This window comes from Massiliimalia massiliensis, assembly GCF_900155615.1.
Taxonomy (GTDB): Bacteria; Bacillota; Clostridia; order Oscillospirales; family Ruminococcaceae; genus Massiliimalia; species Massiliimalia massiliensis.
In genome coordinates this window covers 257,754-273,955 of the sequence record NZ_FUHT01000002.1, presented here as the reverse complement: position 1 = coordinate 273,955, position 16,202 = coordinate 257,754, and the positions used below count along the sequence as shown (strand labels likewise).

Sequence of the window (16,202 nt, the reverse complement as noted above, 5' to 3'; positions counted from 1 at the left end):
AAGCTGAGGAAACGAGTATGCCTTATGTAACATCCGGGCAGTTAATCAGAGAAGCCCATAAAAATCATTATGCAGTGCCTGCTTTTAATTTTGAAAATCTCGAAATGGCGCAGGCGATTATCCGAGCAGCCGAGAGGGAACACTCCCCTGTACTGCTTCAGACAACGCCTTCGACTGTTGATTATCTGGGAGTAGAACAGGCGTATGCCGTTGTTTCGTCTCTTGCACGTCATGCTGCTGTCCCGATAGCACTGCATCTTGACCATTGCGAGACCTTTGAGCGGGTGATGCAGGCGATCAAAGCAGGATATAGTTCCGTTATGATTGACGCTTCCAAGCTTCCGTTTGCAGAAAATATAGCGCTGACAAAAAAAGTGGCAGAGACAGCGCATGCTATGGGTATCACGGTGGAAGCAGAGCTGGGCAAAGTGGGCGGAAAGGAGGACGGACTCAGCGTGGAAAACGCGGCATATACCGATCCGCAGGAGGCAGAGGAATTTGTCCGGAATACAGGGGTGGATCTATTCGCCCCGGCCATCGGAACTGCCCATGGGTTCTATAAGGGGGAACCGAAGCTTGATTTTGACCGCTTGGCCGCGGTGCAGCAGACAACGCGGGTACCGTTGGTTCTGCATGGCGGCTCAGGGATTCCGGATGAAAAGGTGCGGAACTGTATTGCGCTTGGGATTGCCAAAGTCAACTATGCCACGGAGCTGCGGTATGCCGCAACGGCTGCTGTGCGGGCTGCTCTGCAGGACGAAGCGGTATTTGATCCCAAAAAATACCTGGGTAAGGCAAGAGAAGCGGTAGAAAAGCTATGTATCCAGAAAATAGCGGTTTGCGGTTCGGCAAACCGGGTGTGAGCTGGATCGGTTTCATAATAAAAAGCTGCCAGAGGATTTATCCTCTGGCAGCTTTTTATTATTTGGATAAATTCAAGACGCTTTCTCTTGCGATTAAATGTGTTCCTACCTCCACTTTAACGGAATCGGAGTCCGGGTCAGCAATCCGCTTCATCAAGAGATCCAAAGCGCATTCGCCTGTTTTTTTTGCATCCTCGTGAAAGGTGGTTAACGACGGCGTAACTACTGAGGAAATGGGAATGTTGCCAAAACCAATGATCGATATATCCTCTGGCACTCGATATCCGGCCTCCAGCAATGCACGCATACAGCCGATAGCGACCAAATCATTATCCCCGAAAAACGCAGTAGGAAGATCACTGCGGATCATCTGCCCAAAATCCTGGCAGGAGCTTTCAATCGAAGTGGGATCTACCGCATAAATCCAATCCTCTTTTAGCTTCAGGCCATAGTGAACGATTGCATTTTGAAACAACTGATACCGAAGCTGAAATACATTCAGCGGTTGATTTCCCCGCAGATATCCGATGTTTTGATGTCCGCGTTCTACCAGATAGGAAACTGCGCCGAATACGGCTCTCCTGTGCTTTGATATGACAGTATCTTGATTGTCGCTGTCCCATTCATTGCAGACGATAACAGCAGGAACCTTTAAGGAACGTATCCGTACCAAATCCTCTTTGGAGGCCTGGATTCCCCAGACGATAATCCCATCGTACTGTTCCAGCTTTTCTAGGTGCGGATCTTCCTTTTCGATGGTTAGACTGCAGAAATCACATTGGTATTTCGGACACTGGGCTGAAATAGAATCGAACAACTGCCAGAACCCGGGGTTGTCCGGAGCAAGATCGTAATTTTTTAAAATCACCAATGCAATATGATATTGAGGCTTTGCCGCAACCTGGATCATTCCTTTTTCTTCTGCCAGATAGGAGAGCACCAATTCCCGGGTCTTTTCACTGACGCCCGGCTTGTTATTCAGCACAAGGGAAACTGTTGCGGGAGATATGTTGAGCTTCCGTGCAACATCCTTGCTCTTGATCTTGTTCGTTTCAATCCCTCCTAAAGATTTATTAGTTTTATTATAAAAGATCAACAGAGAAAAGTCAATGAATTTTTTAAATTAAATTTAAATACTATTTAAACAAATTTAGATATAGTTATTTGGATATATTAACAAATTGCATAGTTTTTCAAAAAAATATTTGACAAAAAGAGATTATAGTGATAATATTTAAATAAATTGATAAATAAGTTCAAAAATAAGTTGAAAAAATTTAAAAAGAAACATTCTTTTTTAACCTCATTACAATACCTAGTTGAATTTAAAGTTATGAAAAAGAATGACCTTGGGAGGTGATATAAGAACAAGCATAAAATCGTACACAGTTTAACAATGATATGGAAAGGAAATGTAACATGAAAAAACTTTTGGCAAGCTTACTTTGTGCAGCAATGGTAGTCTCAATGGCGTCCTGCGGCAGCGGCCAGGACAATGAAAACTCGAATGGCGGCGGTAACGAAGGCGGTGCGGCGAATATCCGTTTAGCGTTGCAGGCAGAAGATCCGGCGCTTCCCTTGATGCAGTCATGGGCAGAAGAAAATGCGGATGCTGTAAAGCTGGATATTGAAACAGCAGCCGGAAATGATCTGCGTACCAAGCTCACTACCGACATGGCATCAGATAATATGCCGGATATTTTCTATTACTGGACCCGCTCCTCCTTAAGACCGTTCATCGACAACAATATGCTGCTTGATATCTCAAAATATTTTGAGAAGTCTACCAAGGTAAAACGAGAGGACTTCAGTGCGACTGACTTTTTGGCGGTAAACCTGGATGGCGGCGAAACTGCTTATGGAATTCCGTGCGGCGGAAGCACACAGCTTTTGGCCTGCAATAAAGACCTGTTCGATCAATATGGATTGTCCTATCCGACAACCTATGAGGAACTATTAGAAGTAGGCGAAGTATTTAAAGAAAACGGTATTATTCCGATCGCCTGCGGTTCTGCGCACGGTGATATCGGATACTTCCTCTGGAGCTCGATCCTTTATCAGTATGCAAGCGTTGAGGAAGTAAACCAGATGATTTCTGAACCAGATGCTTTTGCTTCCTGCGACGGAGCAATCAAGGCAAGCGAATATATTTCCGAAATGGCAGAAAAGGGAATGTTCCCGGCTGACACAGTCGCCTCCGGAGATTTTGACGGAACTCTGGCTCTGTTCAACGCTGAACAGGCGGGGATGCTGGTTGCAACCTGCTGGAAAATTTCCGGTATCGAAGTGGAAAATACCGATTTTATCACCTATCCGAAATTCCCTGGTGCTAAAAATGATCCGGCAGCCTTTACTACCGGCGGAGCAAACAATGGTATCTATATCTTCCGTGAATCCTTTGAGGATGCTTCTAAAACAGACGGAATTGTAGCGGTAATGGATCAGTATTGCTCAGACGAAGTGATGTCTGCAAAGGCGGAAAACCTCTCTAACAGCAAAAATCTGCCGGAACAGCCGGCATTTATGAGCGAGCCGACCATGGAAAAATTCTTAACTGCCGGTGAAAGCCTTGACCTGCATATGGCAATGTGGGCTCTGATGCCGAATGTAGATTCCCGCGAGGTTTACATGGATCTGATGGACAGCTTATATGCGCGCCAGCTTACACCCAGCGAATATCTTTCCCAGGTACAGGAAGCTGTCAATGAGGATTTAGCGGACTAATCCAAAAATAGGAAATGCAATGGCCGGGCGGGCATCCGCCCGGTTCAGAAAGGACTGATAGAGGTGAATAAAGGGAAAAATCTGTTTGCCGCCTCCTTTTTGGCACCCGGACTGATCGTTTTTATCGGCTTTATAATTATTCCAATTATTATGAATTTCAGCTACAGCCTGTCGGAATGGGATGCGATTGGCTCGCCCGAATTCATTGGGCTGAAAAATTACATCGACATCTTTACCAATGACCCAGGCTACTGGGAGGCTGCGAAGAATAATCTGATAATCGTATTCTTTGCGTTTATTGTACAAAATCCGGTGGCCTTTATCATCGCGTGGCTGGTAACACGGATCAGGCGGTTCAGCAAGGCATATCAATCCGTATTTTTCCTCCCGGTTGTCATCTCAACAGTAGCGACTGCAACCATGTTCTACATCATGCTAAACTCTGATGTCGGTGTAATCAGCAAGTTTTTGGCAATGCTTGGGATTGAATATGCCTGGCTTTCTGACCCCAAGGTTGTGCTGGTTTCGGTTATCGCGCCGCAGCTTTGGCAGTATCTTGGCATCCATTTTATTATGTTCCTGGGGGGAATTCAGGCAATCGAAAACGATGTGTTAGAAAGCGCGAGGATAGATGGCGCCTCTACCGGCTGCCTGCTGTGGAGAATTATCGTACCTCTTTCATGGCCGAGTATTCAGATGAGCCTGATTTATACCTTTATCGGATGCCTGAAAACCTTTGATTATTCCTATATCATGACCAAAGGCGGGCCGGGGAACGCTTCTTCTTTTATTGCGACAATCCTGTTTAAGGAAGGATTTATGAAGAACCATTATGGTTACGCAACTGCAATTGCAGTGACGATCTTTGTCTATTCTTTGGTATTTACGCTGATTTTTAAAACGGTGACCAAAAAGATGGATCTAAACTAAAGCCGTCAAAAAAGAAGGGAGGTTTTCTGGTGCATAAGGCAAAAGTCTGTAAAGCAGCAATTTATTTTGTATTATCGATCCTGTTTCTGGTGAACCTGTTTCCGTTTTGGTGGGTGCTCAATACCTCTTTCCGGGATAATACAGCCGTATTTACCAATACGCTGGGACTGCCGGACAGTCTGAATTTTGAAAACTATATCAAGGCGTGGGATATTGGAAACTTTAGGCAGTATTTTGTTAACACATTTATTACAGTGGCGCTGACGCTGCTGATTTGTATCATCTTTGCTTCTATGGCGGCTTATGTTTCCGCCAGGATTTGGAAAAGTGTCTTTCTATATGGGTTCCTATCGCTCGGATTGATGGTGCCGACCCATGTTCTGCTGATTCCGGAAAAGGTAATTTTGCAGACATTAAACCTGACACAGAGCCGTTTGGGGATCACCCTGGTTTATATTGCGGTCAATTTCTCGTTCAGCTTCTTCATTATATACACCTCCATGCTGACTGTTCCAAAGGAACTGGAGGAGGCTGCGGCAATTGACGGGGCGAGCCGTGTCAGAACATTTTTCACGATTGTGCTTCCGATTGTAAAACCAGGCCTGGCAACTGCTTCGGTAATGCTATGTTATACCGCGTGGAACGAGTATCTGCTTCCATTGTGTATTGTCACGAACAATAATCTGAAGATGCTGTCCCAAGGGCTGAATGAGCTGAAAGGGCAGTATGGGATGGACTATGGCTTGATGACAGCGGGAATTGTCATTACAGTCATCCCAATTGTATTGATTTACACCTTTCTTCAGAAATATATTGTGGCTGGTGTGACATCTGGCGCGGTCAAAGGATAATATCAAACTACATATAAAGGAGATTACAACATGAACAACTATGAATTTACCTGTCCGGAACAGAAGAGAATCCGACTGATTATCGACACGGATGCAAAAAACGAGGCGGATGACCAGTTTGCAATCGTTCACCATCTTTTGAGTGAAAAGATGATTGTTAAGGGACTGATCGGTGCCCATTTTGAAAAACGATATGATATGGGTCAGGAAAAATCCATGGATATGAGCTATGATGAACTGAAAAAAATCCTGGAGCTGATGGATCTTCAAGATCAGTACCCAGTATTTCATGGCGCAACGCATGCGATGCCGGATCAGAAAACTCCGGTGATGTCTGAGGGTGCGCAGTTCATCATTGATGAGGCCATGAAGGATGACGACCGTCCTCTGTTTGCGGTGTTCATGGGCGCAATCACTGATCTCGCGGCAGCCTACCTGGCGGAACCGAGAATTGCGGAACGGTTGAATGTCGTCTGGATTGGCGGCGGCGAATGGCCGGTTGGAGGATTTGAATTTAATCTGATGCAGGATATTAATGCCGCAAACGTTGTGTTTGCTTCCAAGCTGAATCTATGGCAGGTTCCGAAAGACGTATACAAGCAGGTGAAAATTACTCTGGCGGAGCTGCAGCTCAAGGTTCGTCCATATGGAAAAATCGGGAGGTATCTGTTTGATCAGATGGTAGAGTTTAACAATGAGTGGGCCGATCACAAGGGCTTCCCAATGGGAGAGGGCTGGGTTCTGGGGGACCAGCCGACAGTTTCTGTCCTGCTTGAAGACCATGAGCACGCTTACGAATGGCGCCCGGCTCCGCAGGTATCAGATGAAATGTTCTATATCCATGAACAGAACAATCGTCCGATCCGTGTTTATAAATATGTCGATGTGCGGATGACGATGGAGGATCTCTATGCGAAACTGGCGATTAATTATCCCAACCAATAATTTTTGCCTATATTCGGAGGTTTGACGGAAGTCCTCCTTATTCTCTCCGATATAGAACAGCTCTTTTAGGACTTAAGAGCAGATAAGGCAAGCTATGAGGAAACGCTCATCCTCATAGCTTGCTTTTTAATGACAAAACGCAGCAAGATGTTTTTACCTTCCCTGTCTTGCGGGCTTTCCTGCTTACCCGGCATCAGTGGGAAAATCTGTGTTTATTCTTTTGAATTCACAAAGGTTTTGCATTGACTTTGAAGGGAGAATATGATATTCTAATAATAACGAAACGTTTCGGTTTTGCTTGATTCTTGAACTGGTCATTACAGAAGGAGGGGTAGAAATGCCACTGGTTACAACAGAACGTATGCTGCAAAAGGCTCAGAAGGAGGGTTATGCAGTAGGGGCATTCAATGTAGAAAATATGGAAATGGCGCAGGCGGTAGTTTCCGCGGCAGAGGAACTGAAAGCGCCGGTGATTATTCAGACAACGCCGTCTACGGTACGGTATGCCGGGGTTGACCTTTATTATGCTAATGTTGCGGCGCTTGCAAAGAAGGCATCCGTGCCGGTCGCGATGCATCTGGATCATGGGAGCAGCTTTGAACTGGCTGCACAGGCGCTGCGCGCCGGATATACCTCGATTATGATCGACGGCTCCCATGAACCGTTTGAAGGGAATATTGAGGTGACCGGCAGGGTCGTCTCTATGGCGAAACCCAATGAAATCCCGGTTGAGGCAGAGCTTGGAAAGGTAGGCGGGAAAGAGGACGACCTGGATGGAGGAAACGGCGGTTATACGGATCCAATGGAAGCCAAAGAATTTGTGGAACGGACAGGGGTATCTTCGCTGGCGGTTGCAATCGGCACAGCGCATGGGGTATACGCTGGCGAGCCGAAGCTGGATGTGGAACGGTTAAAGGAAATCCGGAGCGTGGTCACCATTCCGTTAGTACTTCACGGGGCCTCCGGGCTGTCCGACGAAGCGGTACAGGCGTGTATCCGGGAGGGAATCTGCAAGGTGAATTTTGCGACAGAGCTGCGGATCGCTTATTCTAATGGGATTAAAGAGGTGCTGAAAGAAAAGCCGGATACCTTTGACCCGAAGGCCTACGGAAAAGTCGGCCGGGAAAGGGTGGCAGAGCTGGTGAAAAACCGGATGGCAGTCTGCGGCTGTGCGGGAAAGGCATAGAGATAGAGGAGAAAATCAATGGCGGCGACAATGAAAGATATCGCAAACCGGACCGGACTGGGCTTGGCTACGATTTCAAAATACTTAAACGGCGGAAACGTGCGGGAAAAGAACCGGATTGCAATTGAAGCGGCAATCCGGGAGCTGGATTTTACCGTTAACGAGGTGGCGCGCGGCCTCAAAACCAGACATACCCGGACAATTGGGATAGTAATCCCGGAACTCAGCAATGTATTCATCACGTCAGTAATTTCCGCCATGGAGGATATCCTGCGGCAAAGGGGATATGGCGTTTTGGTCTGCGACAGCAGGACAGACCCGGTATTGGAACAGCAGGCTGTGCAGTTTTTGCTGAACAAACGGGTGGACGGGATTGTCGTCATGCCGGTATCCGGAGATGGAGCATCAATTCTTCCGGCCATTCAGATGGAAATCCCGGTAGTGCTGATCGACCGGCTGGTTGAAGCGCTGGACGGACAGGTGGACTCAGTTTCAGTTGATAACTTTCGGGCTTCCTATGACAGCATCGATTATCTGATTCAGCAGGGACATCAAAGGATAGGGATTATTGCTGGGCCGAAGGGGATTTATACTTCCCGGCAGCGTCTGGCCGGTTACCGTGCGGCGATGGAACGGCATCATTTGCCGGTTTCGGAATCGATGATCCATTTTTCTGACTACACTCTCCAGGGCGGTTACCATGCGGCAGAGGAATTTTTGGCCTGTGCACCGGAGGCGACCGCGTTGTTTGTCACCAACTATGAAATGACATTGGGTACCATGCTGCTCTTTAATGAGATGGGAATTAAAATACCGGATCAGGTGTCTGTTATCGGATTTGACAACCTGGAGCTTGCCAGGATCGTCAATCCCAAGCTGACCATAGTGGAACAGCCGATTCGGGAACTGGGCATCCGAACGGCGGAAATCCTGCTGGAGCGCTTTGCAAAGCCAGAGGAAGCGGAAAAACGAAGCAAGGTAGTACTATCCACCTCGCTGCAGTTAGGGAATTCTGTTAAGAAAATTGTATCCTCAAACGGTGACAGAGGAAAAGAAATATAAGTGTGGAGCGTGATCACCATGCCAAAATTATTAGCGATTGATATTGGAACCTCGGCCTGTAAGGCGGCACTGTTTGATGAGACCGGTGCGGTCATCGCGCAGCAAAGCGAGGAATATCCGGTTTATTATCCCAGAGAAGGCTGGGCGGAGCAGGATCCGGAGCAGTGGTGGGAGGCAGTGTGCAAGGCGATCCGGGAGATGCTCCTCCGGAGCGGTGTGACACCCGGGGAGATAGCCGGAATCGGGGTAGACGGGCAGAGCTGGTCTGCCATCCCGATGGACGGAGAAGGAAAGGCGCTCTGCAATACGCCGATCTGGTTTGATACCCGCAGCACAGAAATTTGCGAGAGGCTGAAGGCCAGAATCGGAGAAAAGGAAATTTTTTCGGTCTGCGGCAATCCGGTACAGCCGGGATATTCCCTGCCGAAAATTCTGTGGTTTCGGGAAAATCACCCCGGTGTCTATCGGCAGGCAGAGCAGTTCCTGCAGGCAAACAGCTTTATTGTTTATAGGCTGACCGGCGTGTTTTCCCAGGACAAATGTCAGGGATACGGCCTGCAGTGCTATGATATGAAGAAAGCGGCCTGGAACCTGGAGATGTGCCGGGAAATGGGAATTGACCCGAAAAAGCTCCCGGAGATTTATGCCTGCCATGATGTGGTGGGAACTGTTACCAAACGGGCGGCAGAACAGACCGGGCTATTGGAAGGGATTCCGGTGGTGGCCGGCGGACTGGACGCGGCCTGCGGCGCGTTGGGCGTCGGAGTGCTCAATCGGGGCGAAACCCAGGAACAAGGCGGACAGGCGGGCGGCATGAGCATCTGCATTGATACCTATCATGCCGATCCCAGGTTGATTCTCAGCTATCATGTCGTGCCGGACAGGTGGCTGCTGCAGGGCGGTTCTGTCGGCGGAGGCGGTGTGATGCGCTGGATGGAGCAGGAATTTGGCGCCGAGGAACGGCTTCTGGCAAAGGAAAAGGGGACAAATACCTTTTATGAGCTGGATCAAAAAGCTGCCTCTATCCCTGCGGGAAGTGAAGGAGTGGTATTTCTCCCTTATATGGCCGGAGAGCGTTCCCCGATTTGGGACGGACAGGCGAAGGGGATTTATTATGGGCTGGATTATGCCAAGACCAGGGCGCATTTTATCCGAGCCGGAATGGAGGGCGTTGCGTTTGCACTGCGCCATAATTTGGAGGTCGCGGAGGAATGCGGCGTTACTGTTGAGGTGCTCCGTTCAATGGGCGGTGCGGCGAACAGCCGGATTTGGACACAGATGAAAGCGGACGTGACTGGCAAACCGATTATTGTCCCGTCCTCGGATACAGCGACGACCTGGGGCGCGGCTATGCTGGCAGGCGTAGGAGTCGGGGTTTACAAAGGCTTTGATGAAGCGGTACAGCAGACTGTTCAAGTAAAGCGGGAGCATGCCGTTAACTGGGAAGAGCATGAGGGATACACAGACAGCTATGAAACCTATCTTGCGTTGTATCAGGCGCTGAGGCCGGTAATGCATCGCGGCGGACAGAAAGCAGAACGATAGTGTTTGGGAAGAAAGGAATGGTTGAAATGAAGGCAGCAGTATTATATGGAAACGAGGATATCCGGTATGATGATTTTAAAACACCGGAGGTAACGCCGGGTACGGTGAAGGTAAGAATTCGGGCAACTGGAATCTGCGGTTCGGATGTACCGCGGGTACTGCATCATGGAGCGCATTTCTATCCAGTTGTGCTGGGACATGAATTTTCCGGCGACGTTGTCGAAGTGGGAGAAGGAGTAAAAAATATCCAGGTTGGCGATACCGTTTCCGGCGCGCCGCTCCTGCCCTGCATGAAATGTGCCGACTGCCAGAGCGGGAACTATTCGCTCTGCAAAAACTACAGCTTTATTGGCTCGCGTGAACAGGGAAGCTTTGCGGAATATGTCGTGATGCCGGAAGAAAACGCAATCAAATATGACCCGTCTATCCCTTATGAGCAGGCGGCGATGTTTGAACCGTCTACGGTTGCGCTTCACGGGCTTTATTGCAATGATTACCAGGGCGGCGATTATGTTGCGGTGCTGGGCGGAGGAACAATCGGATTGTTCACTGCGCAGTGGGCGCGGATTTTCGGAGCAAAAAAGGTTGTAGTGTTTGATCTCGTGCAGTCCCGGCTGGAGCTTGCGAAGAAGCTTGGCGCGGATGAAGTGATCAATACCTCTGAACCTGATTTCATGGAAAAGGCCATGGCGTTAACCGGCGGCAGGGGATATGGCTTTGTCTTTGAAACCGCAGGAAATACCGTCACCATGCAGATGGCGTTTGACGTGGCGGCCAATAAAGCAAAGGTCTGCTTTATCGGAACGCCGCACGTTGACCTGACCTTTACACCGAAGCAGTGGGAAAACATGAATCGGAAGGAATTTAAGCTGACCGGCTCCTGGATGAGCTACAGCGCGCCTTTCCCAGGAAAGGAATGGGAACTGACCGCCCATTATTTTGCGACCGGGCAGCTGAAATTTGACCCGGCGCTCATCTATAAAACCTTCCCATTAAGCAGGGCGGATGAAGCGTTTGCCCTTTATAAAATTCCGGGCGAGGTGAAGGGGAAAATTATGCTGGTTAATGAGGAGCCGGCAGAATAAATCCATACGGCAATTTAAACAAAACAGCAGCAAAAGCATAGAAAGGGGAAAAATACCATGCAGAAAAAATTTGAGTCGACGTTTGACTCGCTTGGGCAGTATGAATGCCCAGATTGGTTCCGGGACGCGAAATTCGGGATTTGGAGCCACTGGGGGCCGCAAAGCGTTCCCATGTTCGGAGACTGGTACGCCCGGTTTATGTACATCCAGGGTACGCCGCAGTACTATTATCATCTCCGGCATTACGGGCATCCGTCAAAATTCGGATATAAAGACCTTTGTGCGCTGTGGAAGGCAGAACGGTTTGACCCGGACGCGTTAATGGAGTTATATACAAAGGCCGGCGCGAAATATTTTGTGGCGCAGGCGATGCACCATGACCATTTTTTCAATTACCCATCCGGGTATAACCGGTTTAATTCGATGCAGGTCGGGCCGCAAAAGGATATCTGCGGGCTCTGGAAAAAGGCTGCGGAAAAGCATGGGCTCCCATTCGGACTGACCGAGCATCTGGGCGCTTCCTTCTCATGGTTTGCAGTCAACAAGGGGCATGATACCTATGGCCCTTTTAAGGATATCCCATATGATGGGAATGATCCGGAATACCGGGATTTCTATTATGAAAATGAGGAGCATGTTGAGGAATTTCCGAAACCGTTCTATCCTTTACCTGTATGGTATACGTCGAACCGTAAATTCTGGAGCTATTGGCTGGATGTCATGAAGGAGCTGATCGACCTCTATCAGCCGGATCTGCTTTATTCGGATGGCGCGCTGCCGTTTGGCCTGCTTCATGAAGAATCTCCTGAGTCAGAGGCGTTTCACCCCGGCCTGGAAGCAGTTTCTTATCTCTATAACCGTTCGATTGAGAAGTACGGAGAAAACAGGGCGGTCTATACTCAGAAAGACCGCCGTCCGGAGATTTATCAGGTCGGTGTGCTTGACATTGAAAAAAGCCAGCTGCCTGGAGTCTTCCCCACTCCCTGGCAGACCGACACCTGTATCGGCAATTGGTTCTATGACGCGACCTGTGAATTTAAAAAGCCAGGCCATATCATTGAAATGCTGGTTGATATTATTTCCAAAAACGGTACGATGCTGTTAAATATCCTGCAAAAACCGGATGGCACCATCGACGAGGAGACTACCTATCTGCTGGAAGAGCTTGCGACATGGTTCCCTCTTTGCGGGGAAGGGGTATACGGTACCCGCCCATGGAGAGTCAATGCGGAGGGAAGCAGCGAGGTTGTCATCAATGGCTTCCAGGAAAGCGCGGTAGATTGGTCTGCTTCGGACTATCGCTTTACTATGAAAGGAAATACGGTCTATGCCTTCCAGATGAGGGCGCCGGAAAACCGGGTTTCGGTTATCAAAAGCCTCCTGCCGGAGGAGAAGGTGCAGTCTGTCCGTCTGCTGGGCTTCGGTGAAGTACCGTTTGAACAGGCCTTTGGCGTGCTGACTGTAAAGCTGCCTCAAAAGCTGCCGACAGGCTATGTGAACTGCCTGGCGATTACGCTATAGGATTGGAACAGGCGGCGGAAAGAATTTCTTTCCGCCGCCTGTTTTGTTAAAAAAGTGCAATTGCAAGTGTCCCTGCTACCAGCAGAATCAGCCCGCCCAAGGCCTTTCGGCTGAGCCGTTCCCTGAGGAAAATCCCTGACAGGATAATGGTGAAGAGAATGCTGAGCTTATCGATCGGGACAACCGCGCTTACCGGGCCGTCCTGCAGGGCGCGGTAATAGCAGAGCCAGGAGCCGCCGGTTGCCAGCCCGGACAGGATCAGGAAAATCCAGCTTCTGCGGTCAATCTGCCGGGCGTGCTTCTGCTGCCCTGTGCCGACTGCCATTCCCCATGCGAGTACCAAGACAACAGTGGTGCGGATCGCAGTGCCCAGATTAGAATCAAGCTGCTGGATTCCCATTTTGCCGAACAGAGCGGACAGCGCGGCAAATACTGCTGCGCCGGCGGCATAGGCAAACCACCGATGCTTTGCACCGGACGGGGAGGAATCTGGCTGCTTTTGAATCATCAGGCAAGTGCCGGCGCCGAGCAGGAGCACCCCAACCGCCTTCCCGGCAGTAACCGGTTCAGAAAAGAAGATCCAGGCCAGCAGAATGGTCAAAATCGTGCTTGATTTGTCTACCGGGGCGACTTGGCTGACGGTTCCGTTCTGGAGCGCCTTATAGTAAAAAAGCCAGGAACCGCCGGTTGCCAGTCCAGACAGGATCAGGAAAATCCAGGTTTCTCCGGTTAAAACGGCTATCCCGTTCAGGGCCTTAGTCGCCAGGACGATTCCCCATGCGAAGACCCATACGACCGTTGTCCGCACTGCGGTAGCGAGGTGGGAGGGGATCTCATCCAATGCGTATTTAGCCAGCACAGCGGTCAGCCCGGCAAAAAAGGCCGAGGCAAGCGCCAATATCAGCCACATTGCTATCATCTCTCATTCCAATCATTTCCTTATTATATATTGTAGCAAAACCAATAAAAAATGCAAGAAGAGACGATCATGGCAGTTCGGTTGTTTTTCTAAAGGTTTTATGTTATAGTACTGGTAGAATAGGAGCTATAAAAGGGGAAGAAAAACATGTCTGAATGGAACGCAGCGCAATATCTGAAATACCGGAAGGAAAGAACCCAGCCGGCGATTGATTTGGCACGAAGAATTGAAATGCAGTCCCCGCAAAGAATCATGGATATCGGATGCGGCCCGGGGAACAGTACTGCCGTTTTAAAAGAGCGCTTTCCGGACGCATACATTTTGGGGATTGACAGCTCTCAGGATATGATTGACCGGGCAAGGAAGGAACAGCCCGGACTGGATTTTATGCTCTGTGATGTGAGCCGGGACTTGGATTCCTTCACAGAATCGTTTGACGTTATATTTTCGAACGCCTGTCTCCAATGGATTCCAGACCATCCGGCCGTGTTAAAAAATTTGATGGGTCTGTTAAAGGAAAACGGCATCCTGGCAGTACAGATTCCAATGAACTTCGATGAGCCAATCCATCAAATTATCCGGGAAATTGTAAAAAGTCAGCGTTGGGCGGATAAGCTTTTCGATCTCCGAACATTTTACACCCTTACCCCGGAATGTTATTTTGATTTGCTGTCGGAGCTGTCGTCGGACTTTACCATGTGGAGAACCGTGTACTATCACAGGATGGGTTCGCATGAAGGCATTATGGACTGGTACCGGGGAACAGGCCTGCGCCCGTATTTGTCCGCACTGGAGGAAAAGGATCGGGCTGTATTCGAGGGCGAAGTATATCACGAGGTGGTAAAACGGTACCCTGTGCAGAAAAACGGAGAAATTATCTTTCCGTTTCCAAGGTTGTTTTTTATGGCGGTTAAGTAAGTATTTTTGCGGTCTCTTGTACAGAAGGCGACAAACCGGAGAAGCATATTTTCAGTGCTTCTCCGGTTTTTTGCTGGGAACTATTTATGATTCAGCCTCTTTACCGCGGCTAATCGGTTCCAGGTCTTTGATTTTGTGCCGGTAAACCATCAAAAGTAAGATCACGCTGGCTGCCAGTGAGACAGTCTCCGCGATTGGGAAGGAGAACCAGACATAAAAGAGCCCGATTTTAGAGAGCAGGTAAGCGACGGGAAGAATCACAACAAGCTGTCTCAGAACCGAGACAAACAGGCTTTTTCCGCCCATTCCGACAGCCTGAAAGAGGGTAGAACAGACAATTCCGATCGCGGCCGGGATAAAGCACAGGGAGATGCTGCGAAGTGCAGGAACCCCAATCTCTACCATTTGGTCGGAGGCTTCAAAGATGCTCAGAAGCCATTCCGGGAAAAGCCAGAAAATGAGCGTTCCGGCTGCCATAATGACAGCGGCGATCACCGTTCCGATTTTCAGGGCGCTTAAGAGGCGCTTTTTGTTGCCGGCGCCAAAGTTATAGCCAATAATCGGCATCAGGCCGTTATTCAGCCCAAACACCGGCATAAAGACAAAGGACTGGAGCTTAAAGTAAATCCCGAACAATGCGACTGCGGTCTGATTAAAGGAAATCAGGATTGCGTTCATTCCGGCGGTCATAACCGAACCAATCGCCTGCATTACCATAGACGGTACGCCAACCGCATAGATATCCCGGATTGTCCGCCAGTGCAGCTTGAAGCCGCGGAAGGTGATATGTACATCATGATCCTTGGCAAAAAGGAAAATCAATGCAATAATCATAGCAAGAATTTGCCCGCCGACTGTTGCAACTGCGGCTCCGGCAACGCCCAATTTTGGGAAACCGAGCAGACCGAAGATCATAATCGGGTCCAGGATAATATTAGTAATAGCGCCGACAAGCTGGGTGATCATTGGCACAATCATATTCCCGGTTGCCATCAGGATACGGGAAACATTCATCTCAACGAACATCCCGACTGAGACAATCAATACAATATAGGTGTAATCACAGCCCATTTTGTGGACGGTGGGATCATCAGTGAAGACGGAGAAAAAGGCACTGGTGGCCAGGATCCCAACCAGGGCGAATACAAGCCAGCTCAGGACTCCAAGCACAAGCCCATGCGTTGCAGCGCGGTCAGCATCCTTCTGGCGGCCTTCTCCGAGACGCCTTGAGATGAGGGAATTGAGACCGACAGCGGTTCCGCAGGCGACCGAGATCATCAGGGTTTGCAGCGGGAAAGCAAGTGAAACAGCGGTCAAGGCAGCCTCTGATACCTTTGCGACAAAGTAGCTGTCAACCACATTGTATAGCGCCTGCACCAGCATGGAAAGCATGGCGGGGAACGACATTCCCATAATCAGTGGAAACATAGGCGCGGTTCCTAGTTTGGTGGAAGTATTTTGTTCCATTATTTTCCCCTTCTTTCTTTTCTTTTTCGCTTCTTCTCAACAAACGATTAGTACATTTTATCAGAATTACATTTTTTTTGCAAGGACATCCTTGAAGTTTGTTATATTTATGATTTGTTGACCGGTTTGGCAAGGCTTCCTTGTTTAACCTGTATAGAAAAAATCCGGCAATCAAAAGCGCCTGCT

At 49.0% G+C, this 16,202-nt stretch carries 14 protein-coding genes; 11 read left to right on the top strand and 3 right to left on the bottom strand.

The annotated features are described in order from the left end of the window. Positions 1 to 17 precede the first annotated feature (17 nt). Positions 18 to 863, top strand: coding sequence for a class II fructose-1,6-bisphosphate aldolase (gene fba / locus CZ360_RS01220; protein WP_077532885.1), 846 nt, complete (start codon positions 18 to 20; stop codon positions 861 to 863). 58 nt (positions 864 to 921) lie between these two features. Here the strand turns inward: fba (CZ360_RS01220) and CZ360_RS01215 are convergent, their stop codons facing one another. After that, positions 922 to 1,959: a LacI family DNA-binding transcriptional regulator gene (locus CZ360_RS01215; RefSeq protein WP_077532384.1), complete on the bottom strand. Its 1,038-nt coding sequence runs from the start codon at positions 1,957 to 1,959 to the stop codon at positions 922 to 924. 323 nt (positions 1,960 to 2,282) lie between these two features. Here CZ360_RS01215 and CZ360_RS01210 point away from each other — a divergent pair, with 323 nt between their 5' ends. From CZ360_RS01210 to CZ360_RS01170, 9 genes are all read left to right on the top strand, one after another. Next, positions 2,283 to 3,587: an ABC transporter substrate-binding protein gene (locus CZ360_RS01210; RefSeq protein ID WP_159438062.1), complete on the top strand. Its 1,305-nt coding sequence runs from the start codon at positions 2,283 to 2,285 to the stop codon at positions 3,585 to 3,587. A 63-nt stretch (positions 3,588 to 3,650) separates the two neighbouring features. Then, positions 3,651 to 4,517, top strand: a complete 867-nt coding sequence (locus tag CZ360_RS01205) for a carbohydrate ABC transporter permease (RefSeq protein WP_077532382.1) — start codon at positions 3,651 to 3,653, stop codon at positions 4,515 to 4,517. A 29-nt stretch (positions 4,518 to 4,546) separates the two neighbouring features. Then, positions 4,547 to 5,368 (top strand): carbohydrate ABC transporter permease, encoded by an 822-nt coding sequence (locus tag CZ360_RS01200; RefSeq protein WP_077532381.1) that lies wholly within the window; start codon positions 4,547 to 4,549, stop codon positions 5,366 to 5,368. Between the two features lie 30 nt (positions 5,369 to 5,398). Beyond that, on the top strand, positions 5,399 to 6,313 hold the full coding sequence (locus CZ360_RS01195) for a nucleoside hydrolase (RefSeq protein WP_077532380.1): 915 nt from the start codon (positions 5,399 to 5,401) through the stop codon (positions 6,311 to 6,313). Between the two features lie 337 nt (positions 6,314 to 6,650). Next, positions 6,651 to 7,499, top strand: coding sequence for a class II fructose-1,6-bisphosphate aldolase (gene fba / locus CZ360_RS01190; RefSeq protein WP_077532379.1), 849 nt, complete (start codon positions 6,651 to 6,653; stop codon positions 7,497 to 7,499). A gap of 18 nt (positions 7,500 to 7,517) precedes the next feature. Next, complete coding sequence (locus tag CZ360_RS01185) at positions 7,518 to 8,561, top strand: LacI family DNA-binding transcriptional regulator (RefSeq protein ID WP_077532378.1); 1,044 nt, start codon at positions 7,518 to 7,520, stop codon at positions 8,559 to 8,561. Positions 8,562 to 8,579: 18 nt separating this feature from the next. Next, positions 8,580 to 10,106, top strand: a complete 1,527-nt coding sequence (gene xylB / locus CZ360_RS01180) for a xylulokinase (RefSeq protein ID WP_077532884.1) — start codon at positions 8,580 to 8,582, stop codon at positions 10,104 to 10,106. A gap of 26 nt (positions 10,107 to 10,132) precedes the next feature. Continuing rightward, positions 10,133 to 11,191 carry a galactitol-1-phosphate 5-dehydrogenase gene (locus CZ360_RS01175; RefSeq protein ID WP_077532377.1) on the top strand — a complete coding sequence of 353 codons (1,059 nt, stop codon included), beginning with the start codon at positions 10,133 to 10,135 and terminating at the stop codon, positions 11,189 to 11,191. 57 nt (positions 11,192 to 11,248) lie between these two features. Next, positions 11,249 to 12,712, top strand: a complete 1,464-nt coding sequence (locus CZ360_RS01170) for an alpha-L-fucosidase (protein ID WP_077532376.1) — start codon at positions 11,249 to 11,251, stop codon at positions 12,710 to 12,712. Positions 12,713 to 12,758: 46 nt separating this feature from the next. On the opposite strand, the gene CZ360_RS01165 is transcribed toward CZ360_RS01170, so the two are convergent. After that, on the bottom strand, positions 12,759 to 13,622 hold the full coding sequence (locus CZ360_RS01165; RefSeq protein WP_077532375.1) for an EamA family transporter: 864 nt from the start codon (positions 13,620 to 13,622) through the stop codon (positions 12,759 to 12,761). 156 nt (positions 13,623 to 13,778) lie between these two features. Between CZ360_RS01165 and CZ360_RS01160 the strand changes: the two genes are divergently transcribed. Continuing rightward, positions 13,779 to 14,549 (top strand): methyltransferase domain-containing protein, encoded by a 771-nt coding sequence (locus tag CZ360_RS01160; protein ID WP_077532374.1) that lies wholly within the window; start codon positions 13,779 to 13,781, stop codon positions 14,547 to 14,549. Between the two features lie 84 nt (positions 14,550 to 14,633). Here CZ360_RS01160 and CZ360_RS01155 read toward each other — a convergent pair whose 3' ends face one another. After that, positions 14,634 to 16,016: an MATE family efflux transporter gene (locus tag CZ360_RS01155; protein ID WP_077532373.1), complete on the bottom strand. Its 1,383-nt coding sequence runs from the start codon at positions 16,014 to 16,016 to the stop codon at positions 14,634 to 14,636. Between the last annotated feature and the right edge of the window lie 186 nt (positions 16,017 to 16,202).

What these genes read in the sequence shown, in the direction of transcription:
- fba (WP_077532885.1), top strand. Translation starts at nt 18, where the DNA reads ATGCCTTATGTAACATCCGGGCAGTTAATCAGAGAAGCCCATAAAAAT.
- CZ360_RS01210 (WP_159438062.1), top strand. Translation starts at nt 2,283, where the DNA reads ATGAAAAAACTTTTGGCAAGCTTACTTTGTGCAGCAATGGTAGTCTCA.
- CZ360_RS01195 (WP_077532380.1), top strand. Translation starts at nt 5,399, where the DNA reads ATGAACAACTATGAATTTACCTGTCCGGAACAGAAGAGAATCCGACTG.
- fba (WP_077532379.1), top strand. Translation starts at nt 6,651, where the DNA reads ATGCCACTGGTTACAACAGAACGTATGCTGCAAAAGGCTCAGAAGGAG.
- CZ360_RS01185 (WP_077532378.1), top strand. Translation starts at nt 7,518, where the DNA reads ATGGCGGCGACAATGAAAGATATCGCAAACCGGACCGGACTGGGCTTG.
- xylB (WP_077532884.1), top strand. Translation starts at nt 8,580, where the DNA reads ATGCCAAAATTATTAGCGATTGATATTGGAACCTCGGCCTGTAAGGCG.
- CZ360_RS01175 (WP_077532377.1), top strand. Translation starts at nt 10,133, where the DNA reads ATGAAGGCAGCAGTATTATATGGAAACGAGGATATCCGGTATGATGAT.
- CZ360_RS01170 (WP_077532376.1), top strand. Translation starts at nt 11,249, where the DNA reads ATGCAGAAAAAATTTGAGTCGACGTTTGACTCGCTTGGGCAGTATGAA.
- CZ360_RS01165 (WP_077532375.1), bottom strand. Translation starts at nt 13,622, where the DNA reads ATGTGGCTGATATTGGCGCTTGCCTCGGCCTTTTTTGCCGGGCTGACC.
- CZ360_RS01160 (WP_077532374.1), top strand. Translation starts at nt 13,779, where the DNA reads ATGTCTGAATGGAACGCAGCGCAATATCTGAAATACCGGAAGGAAAGA.
- CZ360_RS01155 (WP_077532373.1), bottom strand. Translation starts at nt 16,016, where the DNA reads ATGGAACAAAATACTTCCACCAAACTAGGAACCGCGCCTATGTTTCCA.